The organism is Parasphingomonas frigoris (genome assembly GCF_036663815.1).
GTDB lineage: Bacteria > Pseudomonadota > Alphaproteobacteria > Sphingomonadales > Sphingomonadaceae > Sphingomonas.
This window is the reverse complement of record NZ_JAXOJQ010000001.1, coordinates 410,467-428,126: the sequence shown is the minus strand read 5'-3', so window position 1 is coordinate 428,126 and position 17,660 is coordinate 410,467. Positions and strand designations below refer to the sequence as shown.

At 68.6% G+C, this 17,660-nt stretch carries 17 protein-coding genes; 11 read left to right on the top strand and 6 right to left on the bottom strand.

From position 1 onward, the window contains the following. Positions 1-10: 10 nt before the first annotated feature. A complete protein-coding gene (locus tag U1872_RS01995) occupies positions 11-1,801 on the bottom strand; it encodes a DUF4153 domain-containing protein (RefSeq protein ID WP_332791197.1) in 1,791 nt (596 codons plus the stop codon). 134 nt (positions 1,802-1,935) lie between these two features. Here U1872_RS01995 and U1872_RS01990 point away from each other — a divergent pair, with 134 nt between their 5' ends. From U1872_RS01990 to U1872_RS01970, 5 genes are all read left to right on the top strand, one after another. Further along, positions 1,936-3,036 carry a DUF3089 domain-containing protein gene (locus U1872_RS01990; RefSeq protein WP_332791196.1) on the top strand — a complete coding sequence of 367 codons (1,101 nt, stop codon included), beginning with the start codon at positions 1,936-1,938 and terminating at the stop codon, positions 3,034-3,036. Next, positions 3,033-3,497, top strand: a complete 465-nt coding sequence (gene ruvX, locus U1872_RS01985; RefSeq protein ID WP_332791195.1) for a Holliday junction resolvase RuvX — start codon at positions 3,033-3,035, stop codon at positions 3,495-3,497. The genes U1872_RS01990 and ruvX overlap by 4 nt, the downstream gene beginning before the upstream one ends. Positions 3,498-3,588: 91 nt before the next feature. Next, complete coding sequence (locus U1872_RS01980; RefSeq protein ID WP_332791194.1) at positions 3,589-4,842, top strand: c-type cytochrome; 1,254 nt, start codon at positions 3,589-3,591, stop codon at positions 4,840-4,842. 88 nt (positions 4,843-4,930) lie between these two features. Next, a complete protein-coding gene (locus U1872_RS01975; protein ID WP_332791193.1) occupies positions 4,931-5,917 on the top strand; it encodes an aspartate carbamoyltransferase catalytic subunit in 987 nt (328 codons plus the stop codon). Beyond that, entirely contained in the window at positions 5,914-7,149 is a 1,236-nt protein-coding gene (locus U1872_RS01970) for a dihydroorotase (RefSeq protein WP_332791192.1), read from the top strand. The genes U1872_RS01975 and U1872_RS01970 overlap by 4 nt, the downstream gene beginning before the upstream one ends. A 16-nt stretch (positions 7,150-7,165) precedes the next feature. Here the strand turns inward: U1872_RS01970 and U1872_RS01965 are convergent, their stop codons facing one another. Genes U1872_RS01965 through U1872_RS01955 form a run of 3 tightly spaced genes read right to left on the bottom strand, consistent with a single transcriptional unit; the run spans position 7,166 to position 9,879 of the window. Next, complete coding sequence (locus U1872_RS01965) at positions 7,166-8,554, bottom strand: SPOR domain-containing protein (RefSeq protein WP_332791191.1); 1,389 nt, start codon at positions 8,552-8,554, stop codon at positions 7,166-7,168. Positions 8,555-8,576: 22 nt separating this feature from the next. Further along, positions 8,577-9,158, bottom strand: coding sequence for a hypothetical protein (locus U1872_RS01960; RefSeq protein WP_332791190.1), 582 nt, complete (start codon positions 9,156-9,158; stop codon positions 8,577-8,579). 1 nt (position 9,159) lies between these two features. Further along, a complete protein-coding gene (locus tag U1872_RS01955; protein WP_332791189.1) occupies positions 9,160-9,879 on the bottom strand; it encodes an AAA family ATPase in 720 nt (239 codons plus the stop codon). A gap of 184 nt (positions 9,880-10,063) precedes the next feature. On the opposite strand from U1872_RS01955, the gene U1872_RS01950 reads away from it, so the two are divergent. Continuing rightward, positions 10,064-11,086, top strand: coding sequence for an SPOR domain-containing protein (locus U1872_RS01950; protein ID WP_332791188.1), 1,023 nt, complete (start codon positions 10,064-10,066; stop codon positions 11,084-11,086). Between the two features lie 14 nt (positions 11,087-11,100). Here the strand turns inward: U1872_RS01950 and serB are convergent, their stop codons facing one another. After that, complete coding sequence (gene serB / locus U1872_RS01945) at positions 11,101-11,982, bottom strand: phosphoserine phosphatase SerB (RefSeq protein ID WP_332791187.1); 882 nt, start codon at positions 11,980-11,982, stop codon at positions 11,101-11,103. Between serB and miaA the strand changes: the two genes are divergently transcribed. The 5 genes from miaA to U1872_RS01920 all read left to right on the top strand — a co-directional run bounded on the left by miaA (position 11,975) and on the right by U1872_RS01920 (position 17,138). Then, positions 11,975-12,904 carry a tRNA (adenosine(37)-N6)-dimethylallyltransferase MiaA gene (miaA, locus tag U1872_RS01940; protein ID WP_332791186.1) on the top strand — a complete coding sequence of 310 codons (930 nt, stop codon included), beginning with the start codon at positions 11,975-11,977 and terminating at the stop codon, positions 12,902-12,904. The genes serB and miaA overlap by 8 nt on opposite strands. A 79-nt stretch (positions 12,905-12,983) precedes the next feature. Further along, complete coding sequence (locus U1872_RS01935) at positions 12,984-14,729, top strand: acetolactate synthase 3 large subunit (protein WP_332791185.1); 1,746 nt, start codon at positions 12,984-12,986, stop codon at positions 14,727-14,729. Continuing rightward, entirely contained in the window at positions 14,729-15,244 is a 516-nt protein-coding gene (gene ilvN, locus U1872_RS01930) for an acetolactate synthase small subunit (RefSeq protein ID WP_332791184.1), read from the top strand. Before U1872_RS01935 ends, ilvN begins: the two co-directional genes overlap by 1 nt. Before the next feature lie 116 nt (positions 15,245-15,360). Then, the gene (ilvC, locus tag U1872_RS01925; protein WP_332791183.1) at positions 15,361-16,380 is read left to right on the top strand and encodes a ketol-acid reductoisomerase; all 1,020 of its coding nucleotides are present in this window, start codon (positions 15,361-15,363) and stop codon (positions 16,378-16,380) included. Positions 16,381-16,508: 128 nt separating this feature from the next. Further along, a complete protein-coding gene (locus U1872_RS01920; protein ID WP_332791182.1) occupies positions 16,509-17,138 on the top strand; it encodes a YceI family protein in 630 nt (209 codons plus the stop codon). Positions 17,139-17,191: 53 nt separating this feature from the next. Here the strand turns inward: U1872_RS01920 and U1872_RS01915 are convergent, their stop codons facing one another. Then, entirely contained in the window at positions 17,192-17,632 is a 441-nt protein-coding gene (locus U1872_RS01915; RefSeq protein WP_332791181.1) for a BLUF domain-containing protein, read from the bottom strand. Positions 17,633-17,660 lie beyond the last annotated feature (28 nt).

Sequence of the window (17,660 nt, the reverse complement as noted above, 5' to 3'; positions counted from 1 at the left end):
GTTACGCAACCTATTCGAACGGATCGCCGACCGGAACGCCCCCGACGAACACGCGGCGCGCGGGTACGGCGCGGATCTCGACCTTGCCCGCTGCCGCCCCCGCCTTGAGCGCGGCGCGTTCGGGCGACGTGAGGGGCGCACGGGCATTTTCATCGAGCCGCGCCCAATCGTCGCCGGTCCGCCGATAGCGCGAGGCGCCGCAGCCCGACGGGGTGGTCACGATCGGCACCGAGCCATTCGCGGATTGCGGCTCGCGCGCCAGATCGTCGATGCAGCTTTGCGATATCGACACCGCTTCGCTCGCCTCCGGGTGGTAGAGCAGGATGCAGCCATTCTCCCGATCGGACCGACATGCCTGCCAGTCGGTCAGTCGTTGGCGCAGCGCGAGCGGCACGGGCACCGCCGTCGGCACGACGCGAAGGCGTTTGACGAGCAGGTCGGCATCGGTCTGCGTGCGTTCGACGCTCGCGACCTCCCAGCGATTGGTCTTGGTCGCCACCTCCTTGGCGCGCGCCGCGATCGCCGGAGTCTTGGAGCGGGCGAGTCGCCGGAGCGCCGCCTTGCCGGGATCGCCGAAATCGAACGCCAGTGCCGCCCAGTCGAATTTCGCCGCCGGGACGCGCCCGCTCTCGAGCCGCACGACCTGGTCGGCGGTCGACAGCGCGTTGAAGCGCGCGAGCGGCGTGGCGAGGAGCAGCCCGATCCCCGTAACGATGAAGGCCAGTCGCAAATTGCTCGGCCGGACGTATGCGCTCGACCCGAGCCGCCCGCGCAGCAGCGCGACGAGATAGGCCACGCCGTAGACGCTCGCGAGCCCGACGAACACCACCGCCCACAAACGGTCGGGCGTCAGGCCATATTGGCCGATCCGCAAGCCGGTCGCGATCGCCGCGATCACCGCAAGCGGCAGCACGGACAGCGCCAGCGCCATCGCGCCGAAGCGCAGCACCGGGTTGGTCGCCTCGTCGTCCGACCCGTTGCCGATCACCGCATTGGCGAGGATCAGCGCGCCGATCACGCAGCTCAGCAGGATAGGCGTGGTCGACTTCGTCGCTTCCCACAGCGCGTCGAGCCCGGTGAACGGCAGCGCGAGCAGGAAGATCAGCAGTCCCGCCCCGAGCACCGGCGCCAGCACCGCGAGCACCGCGGTCACTACGCACTGGAGCAGCCTCAGCACGCCGTCGCGTTCGCGCAGCAGGCCGAGCGCCCCGCCGAAGCTCGCGCCGAACAGCAGAGCATTGAACCAATCATGCCTGAGCAGATCGCGCAGGAAATGCAGGCCGATCAGGTCGAATAATGCCGACAGCAACCATGCCAGCGCGAAGGCGACCCCGGTGAACAGCCAGCACGCGCCCCACAGCACGACGTTGGTCCACGCCTCGCCGTGGACGTCGGCATAGGGGAAGCGCCACGCGCCCTGGTCGCGCGCGGTCTGGAACAGCGGCACCGCGATCGCGATCGACAGGAACAGGCTCGCGCTGTGCCAGTCGCGCCACGCGCCCCAGCCGCCGCCATTCCAATAGACGATCAGCCCGGCGACCGCGCCGACCCCGACGCCGAACAGCGCCGCCCACCACCAGCGCCGCCGCTCGAGCGCAAAGCCGAAGGCGGCGGCGCCCGTCCCGATCGCGGTGGTCAGCGCGATTCGCCACGCCGCCGGGTCGATCGCCGGAAAGCGCGGGCCACCGACGTCGAGCAAGTGCTGGACCGCCAATGCCGCCAGCGCGCCGAGAACCGCGAGCAGGACCGGCCGCAGCGTCCAGCCATGCGTATCCCGTTCAAATCCGGTCGATTCGATCATCGCGTCGCTCCCCCGCCGTCGCGCCGCACCAACGCCGTCGCCAAGGCGATTGCAAGCGCCGCCGTCCTGCTGCACGGAAATCGCATCACGCTTGCATGGGCACTGCCGCGCCATGCTCGTGGGAGGTGGACCGCTTGGCGCGCAAGTTTCTCTACATCTTCACCGTCCTGATCGTGCTCGTGATCGCGGGCGCCTTTGCCTATGCGATCTGGGGCTCCGAGCTAATCAAGCTGGCGATGGTGCCGCGAACCGCGTTCGTCGCGCAGCCGCGCGAACCTGCCGCCGCTTATGACCGCGCCGACATGTGGCTCGCGCGCCCCGACAAGCCGGGAAATCCCGCTTTGTGGCTCCCGCCCGGCTATACGCCGGCCACGGACGGCGCGGCGGCGGTGTTCTTCATCCACCCGACCTCGTTCCTCAACCGCGCGCGCTGGAACGCGCCGCTCGACGACGCCGAGGCCAATGACCGCGCCGCACTGTTCCTGCGCGGCCAGGCGAGCGCGTTCAACGCGGTCGGCCAGATCTGGGCGCCACGCTATCGCCAGGCGACCTTCGGCGCGTTCCTGACGACGCAGGGCGCCGCGCAGCAGGCGCTCGATCTTGCCTATGGCGACGTCGCCACCGCCTTCGACGCGTTCGTCGCGCAGGCCGGCAACCGCCCGATCATCCTCGCCGGGCACAGCCAGGGTGCGCTCCATCTGCTGCGGCTGCTGCGCGAGAAGGTCGCGGGCAAGCCGATCGCGAAACGCATCGTCGCCGCCTATGTCGTCGGCTGGCCGGTGTCGCGCAGCGTCGACGTGCCGATGCTCGGCCTGCCCGAGTGCCGCAGTGCCGACCAGGCCGGCTGCATCCTGTCATGGCAGAGCTACGCCGAGCCGGCCGATCCCGCGCTGGTCCTCGACGCCTATGCCGCGAGCAGCGGCACCGACGGCAAGCCGCGCCGCGGCACGCCGATGATCTGCACCAACCCGATCACCGGAACGCCCGACGCCGCCGCGCCCGCCACCGCCAATCTCGGCACGCTGGTCCCGTCGGCCGACCTCGCCAGCGCGACGATCGCGCCCGGGCTGGTGCCTGCGCGTTGCGACGCCCGCGGCCTGCTGCTGATCGGCGCGCCGCCTGCGCTCGGCGGCTATGTGCTGCCCGGCAACAACTATCACGTCTACGATTACAGCCTGTTCTGGGCAAACGTCCGCGCCGATGCCGCGCGGCGGCTGGCGAGCTTCAAGAAATGATCACCACCGACCGCACCGAGTTTCGCGCGGCCCTCCCCGCCGGCGGTCGCCTGATCGGGCTCGACGTCGGTACCAAGACGATCGGCACCGCGCTGTGTGACGCAGGCTGGAGCTTCGCCTCGCCCGCGCTGCTGATCCGCCGCACCAAGTTCCAGAAGGACAAGCTCGCGCTCGCCGACATGATCGCGGCGCAGCAGGTCAAGGGGATCGTCATCGGCCTGCCGCTCAACCTGCATGACGGCAGCGAGAGCCCGCGCAGCCAGTCGAGCCGCGCTTTCGCGCGCAACATGGCCGACCTCGGCTTGCCGATCTTCCTCCAGGACGAACGCTGGTCGACCGTCGCCGTCACGCGCACGTTGATCGAACAGGATGCGAGCCGGGCAAAGCGCGCCGAACTGGTCGACAAGATGGCCGCAGCCTACATCCTGCAGGGCGCGATCGACGCGTTGGTGGCGATCTAGCCGACAGCAGGGAACCAGAAGCCGCCTTCGGACGTCGCCGCTTCCGAGATCCGTCGCACGGGCGATGGCAAGGATCGAGGTGGTGTGACCGATGGCTGTTCGCTGGCGCTATACTCTCTTTCCCGCCCGCCTGACGCAGTGGGCAGGCCCGTTCCTGCTCGCCGGAGCCGTGGGGCTGCTCGCAGCAGTCCTCGTCGTGACGAGCGGGGTGCTCAACCTCTCCGCGTCGATCCCACATCCGGCGGGCTGGGCGCGCTTTCTCCACTACACCTTCCGCCGCTCGACCGCGCATCATGCCGCCGACATCGTGCCCCCCGCCAATCTCGGCACGCCGGCCGAAGTCGCCAAGGGTGCGGTCTATTACGGCATGGTCTGCGCGCATTGCCACGGCGGCCCCAATCTCGGCCAGAACCCGGTCGCGCTGTCGATGCGACCGCAGCCGCAATATCTCTTCAAGGAAGTCGGCGGCTTCACCCCGTCGCAACTGTTCTGGATCGTCAAGCATGGCGTGAAATACAGCGCGATGCCGTCCTTCCCGGTGCAGGATCGCGACGATGAAGTCTGGTCGGTCGTGTCGTTCCTGCGCGCAATGCCGACGATGACGACCGCGCGCTATCGCCAGCTCGCCTATGGCGACGGGCTCGCCGCGTCCGCATCGACCGCGGTTTCGCCGCTGGGCGCGCGCTTCGTCTCGCGCCGCTACCGCTTGCCGCATGACGACGCATGGCCCCCGGAAAGCAGCTACATGCACCCGGCGATCGGCTTCGACGATTTCTCGATGACCGGCGACGTGGTGAAGACCTGCGCGCGCTGCCACACCACCAATGGCGCGGGCGCCGACGGTGGCGCGATTCCCAACATCGCAATCCTTGGCCAAGGCTATTTCCGCACCGCGCTGAACCGGTTCGCCAACGGCACGCGGCATAGCGGCTATATGCAGCCCGTCGCCATGCAACTCGACGAGACGCAGATGGCGCAATTGGCAGCGTATTACACTGCGCAGCCGCGCCAGCGCTCGGACAGCACCGCTGGCACCCCCGAACAGCTCGCGCTCGGGCAGCGGATCGCGGTCGTCGGGATCCCGGCCCACGGCATCGGCGCCTGCTCGGGGTGCCATGACGTCACCCGCGCCGCGGCCAAGGCTTTCCCGACGATCGACGGACAGCACCGGCTGTATCTGGCCGGGCGTTTGCGCCAGTTCCGGCGGGCTGCCCCCCCGATTGCAGGCGGCAATCCGATGATCGCGATCGCGCACAAATTGGAAGATCGCGACATCGACGCGGTCGCGGCTTTCTATGCTTCGCGCGCGCCCGGCGCGCCGAGCCCGATCATGACGGTGCACTGAGCCAACGCCACCCGCGAGCCGGGGCGACATGCCCCGCGCCGCATCCCATCTTGCCACCGCCCCCGCCCCCCGCTACCCGACACCCTCGATGCAATTCTCCGATCACCGCCCCGCCTCGCTCATCCCGGGCCGCGCCGTGTTTCCGCACCGGCACCTCACCGGAATCGAGGGATTGCAACCGCACGAGATCCTGTTCCTGCTCGACGAGGCCGATGGCTGGGTCGCCGCCAACCGCACGCGCGCGATCGCCGACAAGCGGCTCGGCGGGATGACGCTGATCAACGCCTTCTTCGAAAATTCGACGCGGACGCTGCTGTCGTTCGAGATTGCCGGCAAGCGGCTCGGCGCCGATGTCGTCAACATGCACGCGGCGCAAAGCTCGGTGAAGAAAGGCGAGACGCTGATCGACACCGCGATGACGCTCAACGCGATGCGCGCCGACATGATCGTCATTCGCCACATGAGCTCGGGCGCGGTGCGGCTGATCGCGGGCAAGGTCGACTGCCCCGTGCTCAACGCCGGCGACGGGCAGCACGAACATCCGACCCAGGCGCTGCTCGACGCGCTTACGATCCGCCGCCGCCGCGGCACGATCGCCGGGCAGCGCGTGGTGATCTGCGGCGATCTGCTCCACAGCCGGGTCGCGCGCTCGAACATCCTCGCGCTGACCGCGCTGGCTGCCGAGGTGCGGGTCTGCGCGCCCGCCACATTGATGCCCGAAGGGATCGAGCGGATGGGCGTCACCCCGTTCACCGACTTCGACACCGCGCTCGAAGGCGCCGACGTGGTGATGATGCTGCGCGTCCAGAACGAGCGGATGGCGGGCGGCTTCATCCCGTCGAACCGCGAATTCCACCTGCGCTACGGCCTGACGCTCAAGCGACTCGAGCGCGCCGCGCCCGATGCGCTGGTGATGCACCCGGGCCCGATGAACCGCGGGGTCGAGATCGACTCCGCGGTCGCCGACCATGTCCGCTCGGCGATCACCGAGCAGGTCGAGATGGGCGTCGCAGTGCGGATGGCCTGCCTCGACGTATTGACGCGCCGGTCGCGCGGCGTGACGGGCTGGGCATGAGCCGCATGCTCGCATTTCTGAACGCGACGTTGGTGTGCCCGCTCGCGGGCGTCTCGACCGGCGGCCTCCTGGTCAAGGATGACCGGATCGTCGCGACCGGCCTGATCGACGTGCCCGCCGGTACCGAGACGATCGACTGCGCCGGTAAGACGCTCGCGCCCGCGATCGTTGATCTCGGCGTGTTCGCGATCGACCTGCCCGCTTTCCATGCCGGCGGGATCGTCCGCGTCGGGCTGATGCCCGACCAGTCGCCAGTGCTCGACGACCCCGGCATCGTCCAGCGCGCCGCGCTGATCGGGCGGCCGGGGCTGTGGATTCACCCGATCGCCGCGGCGACGCGCGGCCTGGCCGGTACCGACCTCGCCGAAATGGCGATCAACCGCGACGCCGGCGCCCGCGCGGTCGGAACCGGCGCGCGCTGGATCGCCGATTCGGGCGTAATGCGCAAAGTGCTCGCGTATGCCGGCGATCTCGGACTCACCGTCGTCTCGCATGCCGAGGATGGCGGCGTCACTGCCGGCGCGGTCGCGACCGCAGGCGAGACCGCGACGCGGATGGGCCTGCCCGCCGCTCCAGCGATCGCCGAGGCGCTCGCCATAGCGCGCGACGTGATGCTCGCCGAGGAAACCGGCGCGACGCTGCATCTGCGCCAGGTCACCACCGCCGCCGGGTTCGACCTGGTCCGCGCGGCCAAGCGCCGCGGCGTGCGCGTGACGTGCGGGATCACACCGGCGCATCTGCTGCTGTCCGATATCGCGATGACCGATTTCCGGACCTTCTCGCATCTGTCGCCGCCACTGCGCAGCGAGAGCGACCGCCAGGCGGCCGTCGCGGCACTCGCCGACGGGACGATCGACGTGCTGTGCTCGGGTCACGACCCGCACGGTCCCGAGGAAAAACGCCTGCCGTTTGCCGATTCGGCATCGGGCATGGCGGGCGCCGAGACATTGCTCGCGCTCGGGCTCGGGCTGGTGCGCGACGAGACGATTTCGCTCGAGCGGCTGTTCGCCTTGCTCGCCGCCAATCCGGCGAAGGTACTGGGGATCGCGGCGGGGACGCTCGAGGTCGGCGCGCCGGCCGATCTGCTGCTGCTCGCGCCCGATGCGCCGTGGCAGGTCGATGGCGACCGGCTCCACGCCAAGGCCGGCAACACGCCGTTCGACGGGCTGCCGGTTCAGGGCAAGGTGCTGCGCCTGTTCAAGGGCGGGAACGCGTTGCCGCTCCCCGCCTGAACGCCGTTGGCGTCGCTCAGCGCGACGCCAGTTCGCGTCCCTTGCTCGCCCAAAGGGCGACCTGATCGCCTGCGTCGGCCCGCACGAAGCAGGTCCCGCCGCGGACGCGATACGCCTGGCACACCGACACCGCATCGGCCCGCGCGAAGCCGCCGACCGACAGGCGGTAGAAACGCTGGCCCGCCGTGGTGACATTCATCCCCTGCGGAGTCTGGCCGGCGAACGCGGCATAGCGGCGCGTCGCGCGGCCCCAGGCGTCGCGCGCAACCCCGGCATTCTCGAACGCGCCGAGCTGGACGACGAAGTTGCCTTTGGCGAACGCGTGCGACGGCACGCTCGGGAGCGCGGCAGGCGCGGGCGCGACGACCAACTTGGCGTAGGCGGTGCGCGAAGCGACCGCGCGCATCCGCGGCGACCCGGGAAGTGGCTGGACGACTTCCTTGCGCTCGGCGAACACGACCCCGGCGATGCTCGGACCGACCGCAGCAGGTTGCGTTTCCGGCGCGAGCGCCGCGACTGCGACTGGTGCTGGCGCGACGGGGGCGGCAGCAGCCTCGGCCACCGGCGCGGCGGTGCCGTTACCGGGCATGTAGCTGTCGATCGGCGCAGCGGCCTGCGCCATCGCAACCCCGTCGGCGTGCGGGCGCGTGGTCAGCGCCAGCGCGACCGGAAGCCCGGGATCGACGGCGGGCTTGACCCCGAGCAAGGTCGCGACCTGGTCCGACGCCGAGGTCGGACGCGAGAAGGTCGACCAGTCGAGGATGCGGCGCGCGACGTCGGCAGGCGCGACATCGATCGCGACGACGGTCTGCGCCTCGCGCCAGCGACCCGCCAGCGCGAGCGCGAGCGCGTAATTCTGCCGCACCTTGGCGTCGGCCTCGGGCCCGCGTGCCGCGGCACCCAGCACGTCTACCGCCGTCGTCGGGTCGCCGGCCAGCGCGATCGCCAGGCCGCGATCGCCGACCGGGATCGTGTCGGCGTGGGCGTCGAGAGTCTGGCGTGCGCCGGCCCAATCGCCCGTCGCGATCTGCGTCAGCGCGAAATGCAGCGCCGCCCGGCCGTTCGCCGGATCGAGCGCCAGCGTATCGCCGAACGCATCGCGGGCCGAGGCGAAGCGCCCGGCCTTGAGGTAGCTCTGACCGAGGATCATGCGATAGTCGGCGGCCTGCGGCTGGTCTCCCACCGCGATTTCGGCGTGGCGGATCGCCGCGGCGAGGTCGCCGCCGCGCAAGGCCTGCTGCGCTGCGCTCGCCTCGCTCCGCCCCTCTTTCTCGGCGCGCGACTGCTCGCGCGCGCTGGCGGCAGCGATGCTCGACAGCGACACGGCGGCAACCGTGCCGCCCAGCATCAGGAGCGAAAGCCCGACCGTGAGCGGGCCGAAGGTGATGGCGGACCGGGTCTTCATCGTAATGCCCTCCTCGGGGGTCTTAGCGCGAGGCTCGAAGCGGGAGCTGGCGGACCAGATCGTCGACTTCGGGCAGGGTTTTCAGGAATTGATCGAGCGCCTCGGTCACCAGCGTCTGGGCCGACGCATTGTACAGCGCGCTGGCGAGCCGGAGCCGGAGATGCCGGTCCTGGTCGAGCCGCAGCGTGAAGGCCGATTTCGGGCTGCTCTTCTTGTGCTTCTTGCCGGTCTCGCGCTCGATCCGCGTCGCGGTGGCGAGCGATACGGGCTTGATCGGTGCGCGCGCCGACGGCTCGGCCAAGGCCTCCGGCGGCGGTGCGATCGGTTCTGGTGCGGGTGCGGGCTGTTCGAACTCTTCGCGCAGCACCTCGCGCTGAACGAGCACCGGCGGCACCGACGCGATGGGCGCGGGCGGCTCGATCGGGGCCTGAACGGGAGCGGGATCGCCCCCCATGTCGTTCCAGCCGAGATCATCCTGCTGACCAGGCATGGCGCCGAAGCCACCAAAGCCCTGCGGGCGCATCGCCGGCCGGGCAGTGCCCTTGCGCGCGAGCAGCGTCGACGAGAGCGAGGCGGTCGGCTTGGGGTTTCCGAACATGCTCATCTTAGCTCACCACGCGGCGGCCGAAACCGCCTCCTGCTGCCGGGCGCGGTGCGCCGAAGCCGTGGACGGCGGTCGGCGTGGCGAACACGGTGCGGCGGAAGTTCTTTTCGAGCCGATCCGAGATATAGCTCCACAGGTCGCGCACTTCCTGGGCAGAGCGGCTCTTGGGGTCGACTTCCATGACGGTGCGGCCATCGATCATCGAGGCCGCGAAATCGGTGCGGTGATGGACCGTGATCGGCGCGACGGTGCCGTGCTGCGACAGCGCGACCGCAGCCTCCGAGGTGATCCGTGCCTTGGGCGTCGCGCCGTTGACGACGAAGAGGAGGGGCTTGCCCGCCCGCTCGCACAGATCGACCGTAGCGCCGACCGCGCGCAGATCGTGCGGGCTCGGGCGCGTCGGGATGACGATCAGCTCGGCCACCGCGATCACGCTCTGGATCGCCATGGTGATCGCCGGTGGCGTGTCGATCATCGCCAGCTTGAAGCCCTGCTGGCGCAGGATCTCGAGATCGGCGCCGAGTCGCGCGACCGTGGTCTGGGCGAACGCGGGGAACTCGCTGTGACGCTCGTTCCACCAATCCGACAACGACCCTTGCGGATCGATGTCGATCAGCACGACCGGCCCCGCTCCTGCGAGCTGCGCCTGGACCGCCAAATGCCCGGACAAGGTTGTCTTGCCCGAACCGCCTTTTTGAGATGCCATCGCGAGAACGCGCATGAGCCCCTTTCACCCCTGTAATCGAGCCCACTCAATGCAATGACAGGGGTCAAGGAAGGGTTAATGAAGGCCCACGCCGCGCATCGGGGCACTGGACGGCGATCCCATCCCAATCAGATCTTTGCCGTTTCGGAGATTTGCGGCATGTCTGGCACCACGCGGCAAGCGAGACGGGATCTGGATGATGCGGTACAAATTATGGATCGGGCTGGCCGGCGCGCTGCTGGCAGTCGGGCCGACGCTGGCGCCAGCGCAGGCCGACGTCCGCGACGGCGTCGATGCGTGGGGCCGCGGCGACTATAAGAAAGCGGTCGACGAATGGCGCCCCGCCGCCAATGCCGGCGACGCCGACGCGCAATTCAATCTTGCCCAGGCCTACACGCTCGGCCGCGGCGTGCCGACCGATATCCCGATGGCCGAAAGCTGGTTCCGCAAGGCCGCAGTGCAGGGCCATGTCGCGGCGCAGGCGAAGTACGGGCTCGTGCTGTTCGACCAGAACCGCCACGGCGACGCCGCCCCCTGGCTCGAAAAGGCCGCGCTGCGCGGCGAGCCCCGCGCGCAGCTCGTCTATGGCACGATGCTCTACAATGGCGATGGTGCGCCGAAGAACTGGCCGCGGGCTTATGCCTTTCTCGTGCGCGCCGCGGCGGCCAACACGCCGCATGCCTCCGAAGTGCAGGCGCAGATGGACAAGACCATCCCGACCGACGAGCGCCAGCAGGGGCTGGTGCTGGCACGGCAATATGAGGCCGAGGCCCAGCGCCCCGACCTGCCGCCCGAGATCACCGGCAAGAGCAGCGCCGCCGCGATCCGCGCCACCGACCTGCCACCCTCGTCCTACGATCCTGCCGTCGCGCAGAAGCCCGCGATCGTCGCGATGACGCCCCCACGCTCGCCAAGCCGCCCGACACCTGCGCGACCGCGCCCGTCCGCGCCGCCCCCGGCTGCGCCAGCCGTCGCGAAAGCGGCCGCAGCCCCGCGCCCGGTGGCAAGCGGACGCGGCTGGAACCTCCAGCTCGGCGCATTTGGCGACGCGGCCAATGCGCGCAAGCTCGGCGCACAGATCGGCGGACGCTTTGCCGGCGCCGAGGTGCGCTACGTGAAAAGCGGCACGATGACGCGCGTGCTGGTGGGACCATATGGATCGCGTGCCGCGGCGGCAGCAGCCTGTGGCCCGGTCAAACCCTGCGTCCCGGTCGCGCCCTGACCGCTAGCGGGAGATCAGGGTTCGACCCACTGTGCGCGCGCAATGCCTTGGGCGTAGAGCAAGGCGCTGAGATCGCCATGGTCGATCCGCGCCGCCGCTGCTGCCGAGACGACCGGCTTGGCGTGATACGCCACCCCGAGCCCCGCTGCGCGGATCATCGCCAGGTCGTTCGCGCCATCACCGACCGCGAGTGTCTGTTCGGGCAGCAGGCCGAGCTCGGCGGTGGCCGCGCGCAAGGTCTGCAGCTTGGTGTCCGATCCGACGATCGGCTTGGTCACCCGCCCGGTCAGCACGCCGCCGCCGAGCTCGAGCCGGTTGGCGATCGCGCGGTGGAAACCAATCTGCGCCGCGACCGGCTCGGCAAAGCGCGTGAAACCGCCCGAGACGAGAATCGCGGTCGCGCCACGCGCGCGCATCGTGCCGACCAGCGCAATGGCGCCCGGCATGATCGTCACCCGCTCGGCGAGGCACCGCGCGATCACCGCCTCGTCGAGCCCGGCGAGCAGCGCCACGCGCGCATCGAGCGCCCCTTCGAAATCGAGCTCGCCGCGCATCGCCGCCTCGGTGATCGCGGCGATCTGCGGCTTGATCCCGGCATAATCGGCGAGCTCGTCGATGCATTCGACCGTGATCATCGTCGAATCCATGTCGGCGACGATCAGCCGTTTCTCGCGCCCCTCGGCCCGCTGCACGACGATATCGACGCCGGGGAAGACGCCTTCGAGCGCGGCCCGCGCGGCGTCCGGCGCCACGCCGAACAGGATGTCGACTGCCGTGTCCGGCTCGAGCCACGCCGAGGTCGCCGGCGCGCACCCCGCCGCCGCTAGACGATCGAGCGCGGCAGAAAGATCGCCCGCAGCCAGCGTTTCCGATGCTATCAAGGTCGCAATGAACACACACATTCTCCCGCAGGTCGCGCTCATCGCAGGGCCGACCGCCAGCGGCAAGTCCGCGCTGGCCATCACAATCGCGCAGCGGCACGACGGCATCGTCATCAACGCCGATTCCGCCCAGGTCTATCGCGACCTGCGCATCCTCACCGCGCGCCCGACCGATGCCGAGATGGCGCAGGTGCCGCACGCGCTGTTCGGCCATGTCGACGGCGCCGACAGCTATTCGGCCGCGCGATGGGCGGCGGAAGCGCGGGCCGCGATCGACCGGGCGCACGTGGCGGGCAAGCTGCCGGTCCTGGTCGGCGGCACCGGCCTCTATCTGCGCACCTTGCTCGACGGGATCGCACCGGTGCCCGAGATCGACCCTGCCGTCCGCGCCGAAGTGCGCGCCCTGCCCGTCGCGGCGGCGCATCGCACACTGGCGACGCTCGACCCGGTCGCGGCGGCGCGGCTCGCGCCGGCCGATACGACGCGCGTCGCGCGCGCGCTCGAAGTCGTGCGCTCGACAGGCACGCCGCTGGCGGTGTGGCAGGCGCAGCGCAGCGGCGGGATCGGTGACCGCGTCGCGCTCGCGGCAATGGTGCTGCTGCCCGATCGCGACTGGCTGATGGCGCGCTGTGATGCGCGCGCCGCCGCGATGATCGCCGGTGGCGCGGTCGAGGAGGTCGCTGAATTGCTGAAGCGCACCGACATCGCGACCGACGCGTCGATCCGCCGCGCGATCGGTGTCGCCGAGCTCAGCGCGCTATTCACCGGAGAGACGTCGATGAATCAAGCGCTTGAGCGAATCATCTTGGCGACGCGGCAATATGCCAAGCGACAGTATACTTGGTTTCGTAACCAGCCGCCGCCAAGCTGGCATCGCGAACCAGCGTTAGAAAACGATTCCAGAGCCTCTCGAATCGACATATTATTACGTCGATAACGGTTGACACGCACATTTCGTTTCCCTAGCAGCGCCGCTCCAACGTTGCTAAGACCAGCAGCGCTGAGGGAGACACGACGTGACCGAGAAGAGCGGAGCAGACATCCTGATCGAGGCGCTGTGCGATCTCGGCGTGGAGGTCATCTTCGGCTATCCCGGCGGAGCCGTGTTGCCGATCTACGACGCGCTGTTTCGTTCGGGCCGGATCAAGCACACCCTGGTGCGGCACGAACAGGCCGCGACGCACGCCGCCGAGGGCTATGCCCGCTCGACCGGGAAGCCCGGCGTGGTGCTCGTCACCTCGGGTCCCGGCGCGACCAATGCGGTCACCGGCATCACCGACGCGCTGATGGATTCGATCCCGATGGTGGTGATCACCGGCCAGGTCCCGACCACGCTGATCGGCACCGATGCCTTCCAGGAAGCCGACACGGTGGGGATCACACGCCACTGCACAAAGCACAATTATCTGGTGAAGGACCCGGCCAGGCTCGGCGACACGATCCACGAGGCGTTCTACATCGCCACCTCGGGCCGCCCCGGCCCGGTGGTGATCGACATCCCCAAGGACGTCCAGGTCGCGACCGCGCGCTACTCCAAGCCCGGCCCGATCCGCCACAAGACCTATCGTCCGCAGATCAAGGCCGACCAGACCGCGATCGCGCAGGCGGTCGACATGCTTGCCGCGGCCGAGCGCCCGATCCTCTACACCGGCGGCGGCATCATCAATGCCGGTCCGGCGGCGAGCCAGCTGCTGCGCGAACTCGCGCGGATCAGCGGTGCGCCGGTCACCTCGACGCTGATGGGGCTCGGCGCCTATCCGGCAAGTGGCGAGCAATGGCTCGGCATGCTCGGGATGCACGGCACGTACGAAGCCAATCTGGCAATGAACAAGGCCGACCTGGTCGTTTGCCTGGGCGCGCGCTTCGATGATCGCGTGACCGGGCGGCTCGACGCGTTCAGCCCGTTCTCGCGCAAGATCCACGTCGATATCGATCGCTCGTCGATCAACAAGAATGTGCGCGTCGATCTCCCGATCGTCGCCGATGTCGGCCATGCGCTCGAGGACATGGTCCGCGTGTTCAAGGCGCGGCGCCATCCCAAGCCCGACCTCGCTGCCTGGTGGCGGATGATCGGCGAGTGGCGCGCGAAGAAAAGCCTCGATTTCCCGGAAACCGACGCCGACATCATGCCCCAGCGGGCGATCCGTGCGCTGTGGGAGGCGACGCACGCGCGCGCCCCGATCATCACCACCGAGGTCGGCCAGCATCAGATGTGGGCGGCGCAGCATTTCGGCTTCGACGCGCCCAACAAATGGCTGACCAGCGGTGGTCTCGGCACGATGGGCTATGGCCTGCCCGCCGCGATCGGCGCGCAGCTCGGCAATCCCAAGGCGCTGGTGATCGACATTGCCGGCGAAGCCTCGATCCAGATGAACATCCAGGAACTGGCGACGGCGAGCCAGTACCGGCTGCCGGTCAAGATCTTCATCCTCAACAACGAATATATGGGGATGGTCCGTCAGTGGCAGGAACTGACCTATTCGAGCCGGTATTCCGAGAGTTACAGCGATTCCCTGCCGGACTTCGTCAAGCTCGGCGAGGCCTATGGCTGGAAGGGCATCCGCATCGAAGGGCTCGGCCAGCTCGATGACGGGATTGCCGCGATGCTCGACCATGATGGCCCCGTGATCGTCGATTGCCGCGTCGCCAAGCTGGCGAACTGCTTCCCGATGATTCCAAGCGGCGCAGCGCACACCGAGATGATGCTCCAGGCGAGCGAAGTCTCGGGTGAAATGGACGACGAAGCGAAGGCGCTGGTTTAATGCATATCACCAAGGAAAAAGCGTCGCGCCACACTCTGGCGGTGATGGTCGACAACGAGCCCGGCATTCTCGCCCGGATCGCCGGCCTGTTCACCGCGCGCGGCTACAATATCGAGAGCCTGACCGTGTCCGACGTCACCGCCGACAAGGCGGTCAGCCGGATCACGATCGTCACCTCGGCGAGCGACGCGACGATGGAGCAGATCCTCGCGCAGCTCGACCGGCTGATCCCGGTGCATTCGGTCACCGACCTCACCGCGCTCGGCCCGCATGTCGAGCGTGAGCTCGCCTTGCTCAAGGTGTCGGGCGTCGGCGATCACCGGATCGAGGCGCTGCGCCTGGCGGATGTCTATCGCGCGCGCGTGGTCGATGCGACCACCACCAGCTTCGTGTTCGAGGTGACCGGCGGACGCGAGAAGATCGACACCTTCGTCACGCTGATGCGCGAGGTCGGGCTTTGCGAAGTGGCCCGCACCGGCATCGTCGCAATGGCCCGCGGGAACAAGCCAGTTTAACCAAACTTCCGTCACCCCGGCCTCGTGCCGGGGTCCACCTATCCAACACCCACCGTGCATGAGGCGCGGTGGACCCCGGCACGAGGCCGGGGTGACGACCTTAGGAGCTGAACACCATGCGCGTTTATTATGATGCCGATGCCGACCTGAACCTGATCACGTCGAAGAAGATCGCGATCGTCGGTTATGGCAGCCAGGGCCATGCCCATGCCCAGAACCTGCGCGATTCAGGCGTCGCCGACATCGCCATCGCGCTGCGCGAAGGCTCGCCTTCGGCACAGAAAGCGTATGGCGCCGGCTTCAAGGTGATGACCAATGCCGAGGCGGCCGCCTGGGCCGACATCACGATGATTCTCGCCCCCGACGAGCATCAGGCGGCGATCTATGCCGACGATCTCCACGCCAATCTCAAGCAGGGCGCGACGATCGCCTTCGCACACGGCCTCAACGTGCACTTCGGCCTGATCGAGCCGCGCGCCGATCTCGACGTCATCATGATCGCACCCAAGGGCCCCGGCCACACCGTGCGCAGCGAATATGTCCGCGGCGGCGGCGTGCCTTGCCTGATCGCGATCCACCAGGACAAGAGCGGCAACGCGCACGACATCGGCCTCGCTTATGCGTCGGGCGTCGGTGGCGGCCGTTCCGGCATCATCGAGACCAACTTCAAGGAAGAGTGCGAGACCGATCTGTTCGGCGAGCAGGCCGTGCTGTGCGGAGGCATCACGCATCTTATCCAGGCTGGGTTCGAGACGCTGGTCGAGGCCGGCTACGCCCCCGAAATGGCCTATTTCGAGTGCCTTCACGAGACCAAGCTGATCGTCGACCTGCTCTATGAGGGCGGCATCGCCAACATGCGCTATTCGATCAGCAACACCGCCGAATATGGCGATATCACCACCGGCCCGCGCATCATCACGCCCGAGACCAAGGCCGAGATGAAGCGCGTCCTCGCCGACATCCAGTCGGGCCGCTTCGTCAAGAATTTCGTGCTCGACAACCGCGCCGGGCAGCCCGAGCTCAAGGCGGCGCGCAAACAGGCCGAGGCGCATCCGATCGAAAAGGTCGGCACGGAACTGCGCGCCATGATGCCGTGGATCGGCGCGAACAAGCTGGTCGACCAGACCAAGAACTGATCTTGCCTTAAGCCCCTCCCCTGAAGGGGAGGGGCTTTGCCCGCCCCCGAAACGGTTCGTTGCCGAAACGGGGTTTGACGCTTCGCTGGCGACACCGCATCTGGAGGACACTTAACAGGAGTGTCCCCATGCGCCTTACCCACCTTTACGCTGCTACCGCCGCCGCCTTGCTGCTCGGCGCGCCCGCGCTTGCCCAGACCACCCCGCCCGAGATGCTGCGCGGCGCCGGCACCGTCGCCGACGTCAAGGCCGGTACCTACAAGGTCGAACCGAACCACACCCAGGTCACGTTCAGCGTCAGCCATTTCGGCATCTCGCCATTTGCCGGGACCTTCTCCGACGCATCGGGCACGCTGACGCTCGATCCTGCCAAGCCCGCTGCGACCAAGCTCGACGTGACGATCCCGATCGCCAGCGTGCAGACCACCAGCAGCGTGCTGACCGGCGAGCTCAAGAGCGCCGACTGGTTCGACGCCGCCAAATTCCCGACTGCGACCTTCCATTCGACCAAGATCGCCGCGCTCGGCGCCGATGCGGTCCAGGTCGACGGCACGCTCACGCTTCACGGCGTGACCAAGCCCGTCTCGTTCCGCGCCAAGCTGTTCGGTGCGGCCACCAACCCGATGAGCAAGAAGGCGTCGCTCGGCTTCCTCGGCCGGATGGTGATCAAGCGTTCCGAGTTCGGCGTGACCAAATATGTGCCCGTCGTCTCGGACGAGACCGTGCTCGTGATCAACGCCGCGTTCGAACTGCAGTAAGCCCTGCCCTTCCCGCGGCGGCCGCCATCGGCGCGCCGCGGGGAAACCCGGCGTTACGCCGGCGCCAGCGCGCGGAAATAGTCGGCCGTCTCGCGCGAAACGCCGAGCAACAGCGTCCGCAACCGCTGGTCGAACGCGTCGATCGCCTCGCGCCGATCACGGTGCACCATCATCCAGTCGCCAAATTCGCGCTCCTCGACCTGCCGGTCGCTCAGCACATGCACGTCGCGGTGGCGGGGATCGGCGAGCAGGCTGGCGAGGAGATCGGCGACGCTTTCGTCGGGGCCCTCGAGCGCCTGCAGAAATGCCGGACCCTCGGTATAGAGCAGCCCGGTGATCCCATCGATGCCGTTGCGCGACGCTGCCGCGCGCAAGATGGCAATCGAATCGTCGTCCGCACGGCCGCTCGCTGCGGTCGTGATGCTCCGGTAGATGAGTTGTCGCATCGGCATCGCGTACAGCACATTCTGCTTATTCTGATTGATATAGATCAAGTCCGTCGCGAGGACTGGACAGGGTGGT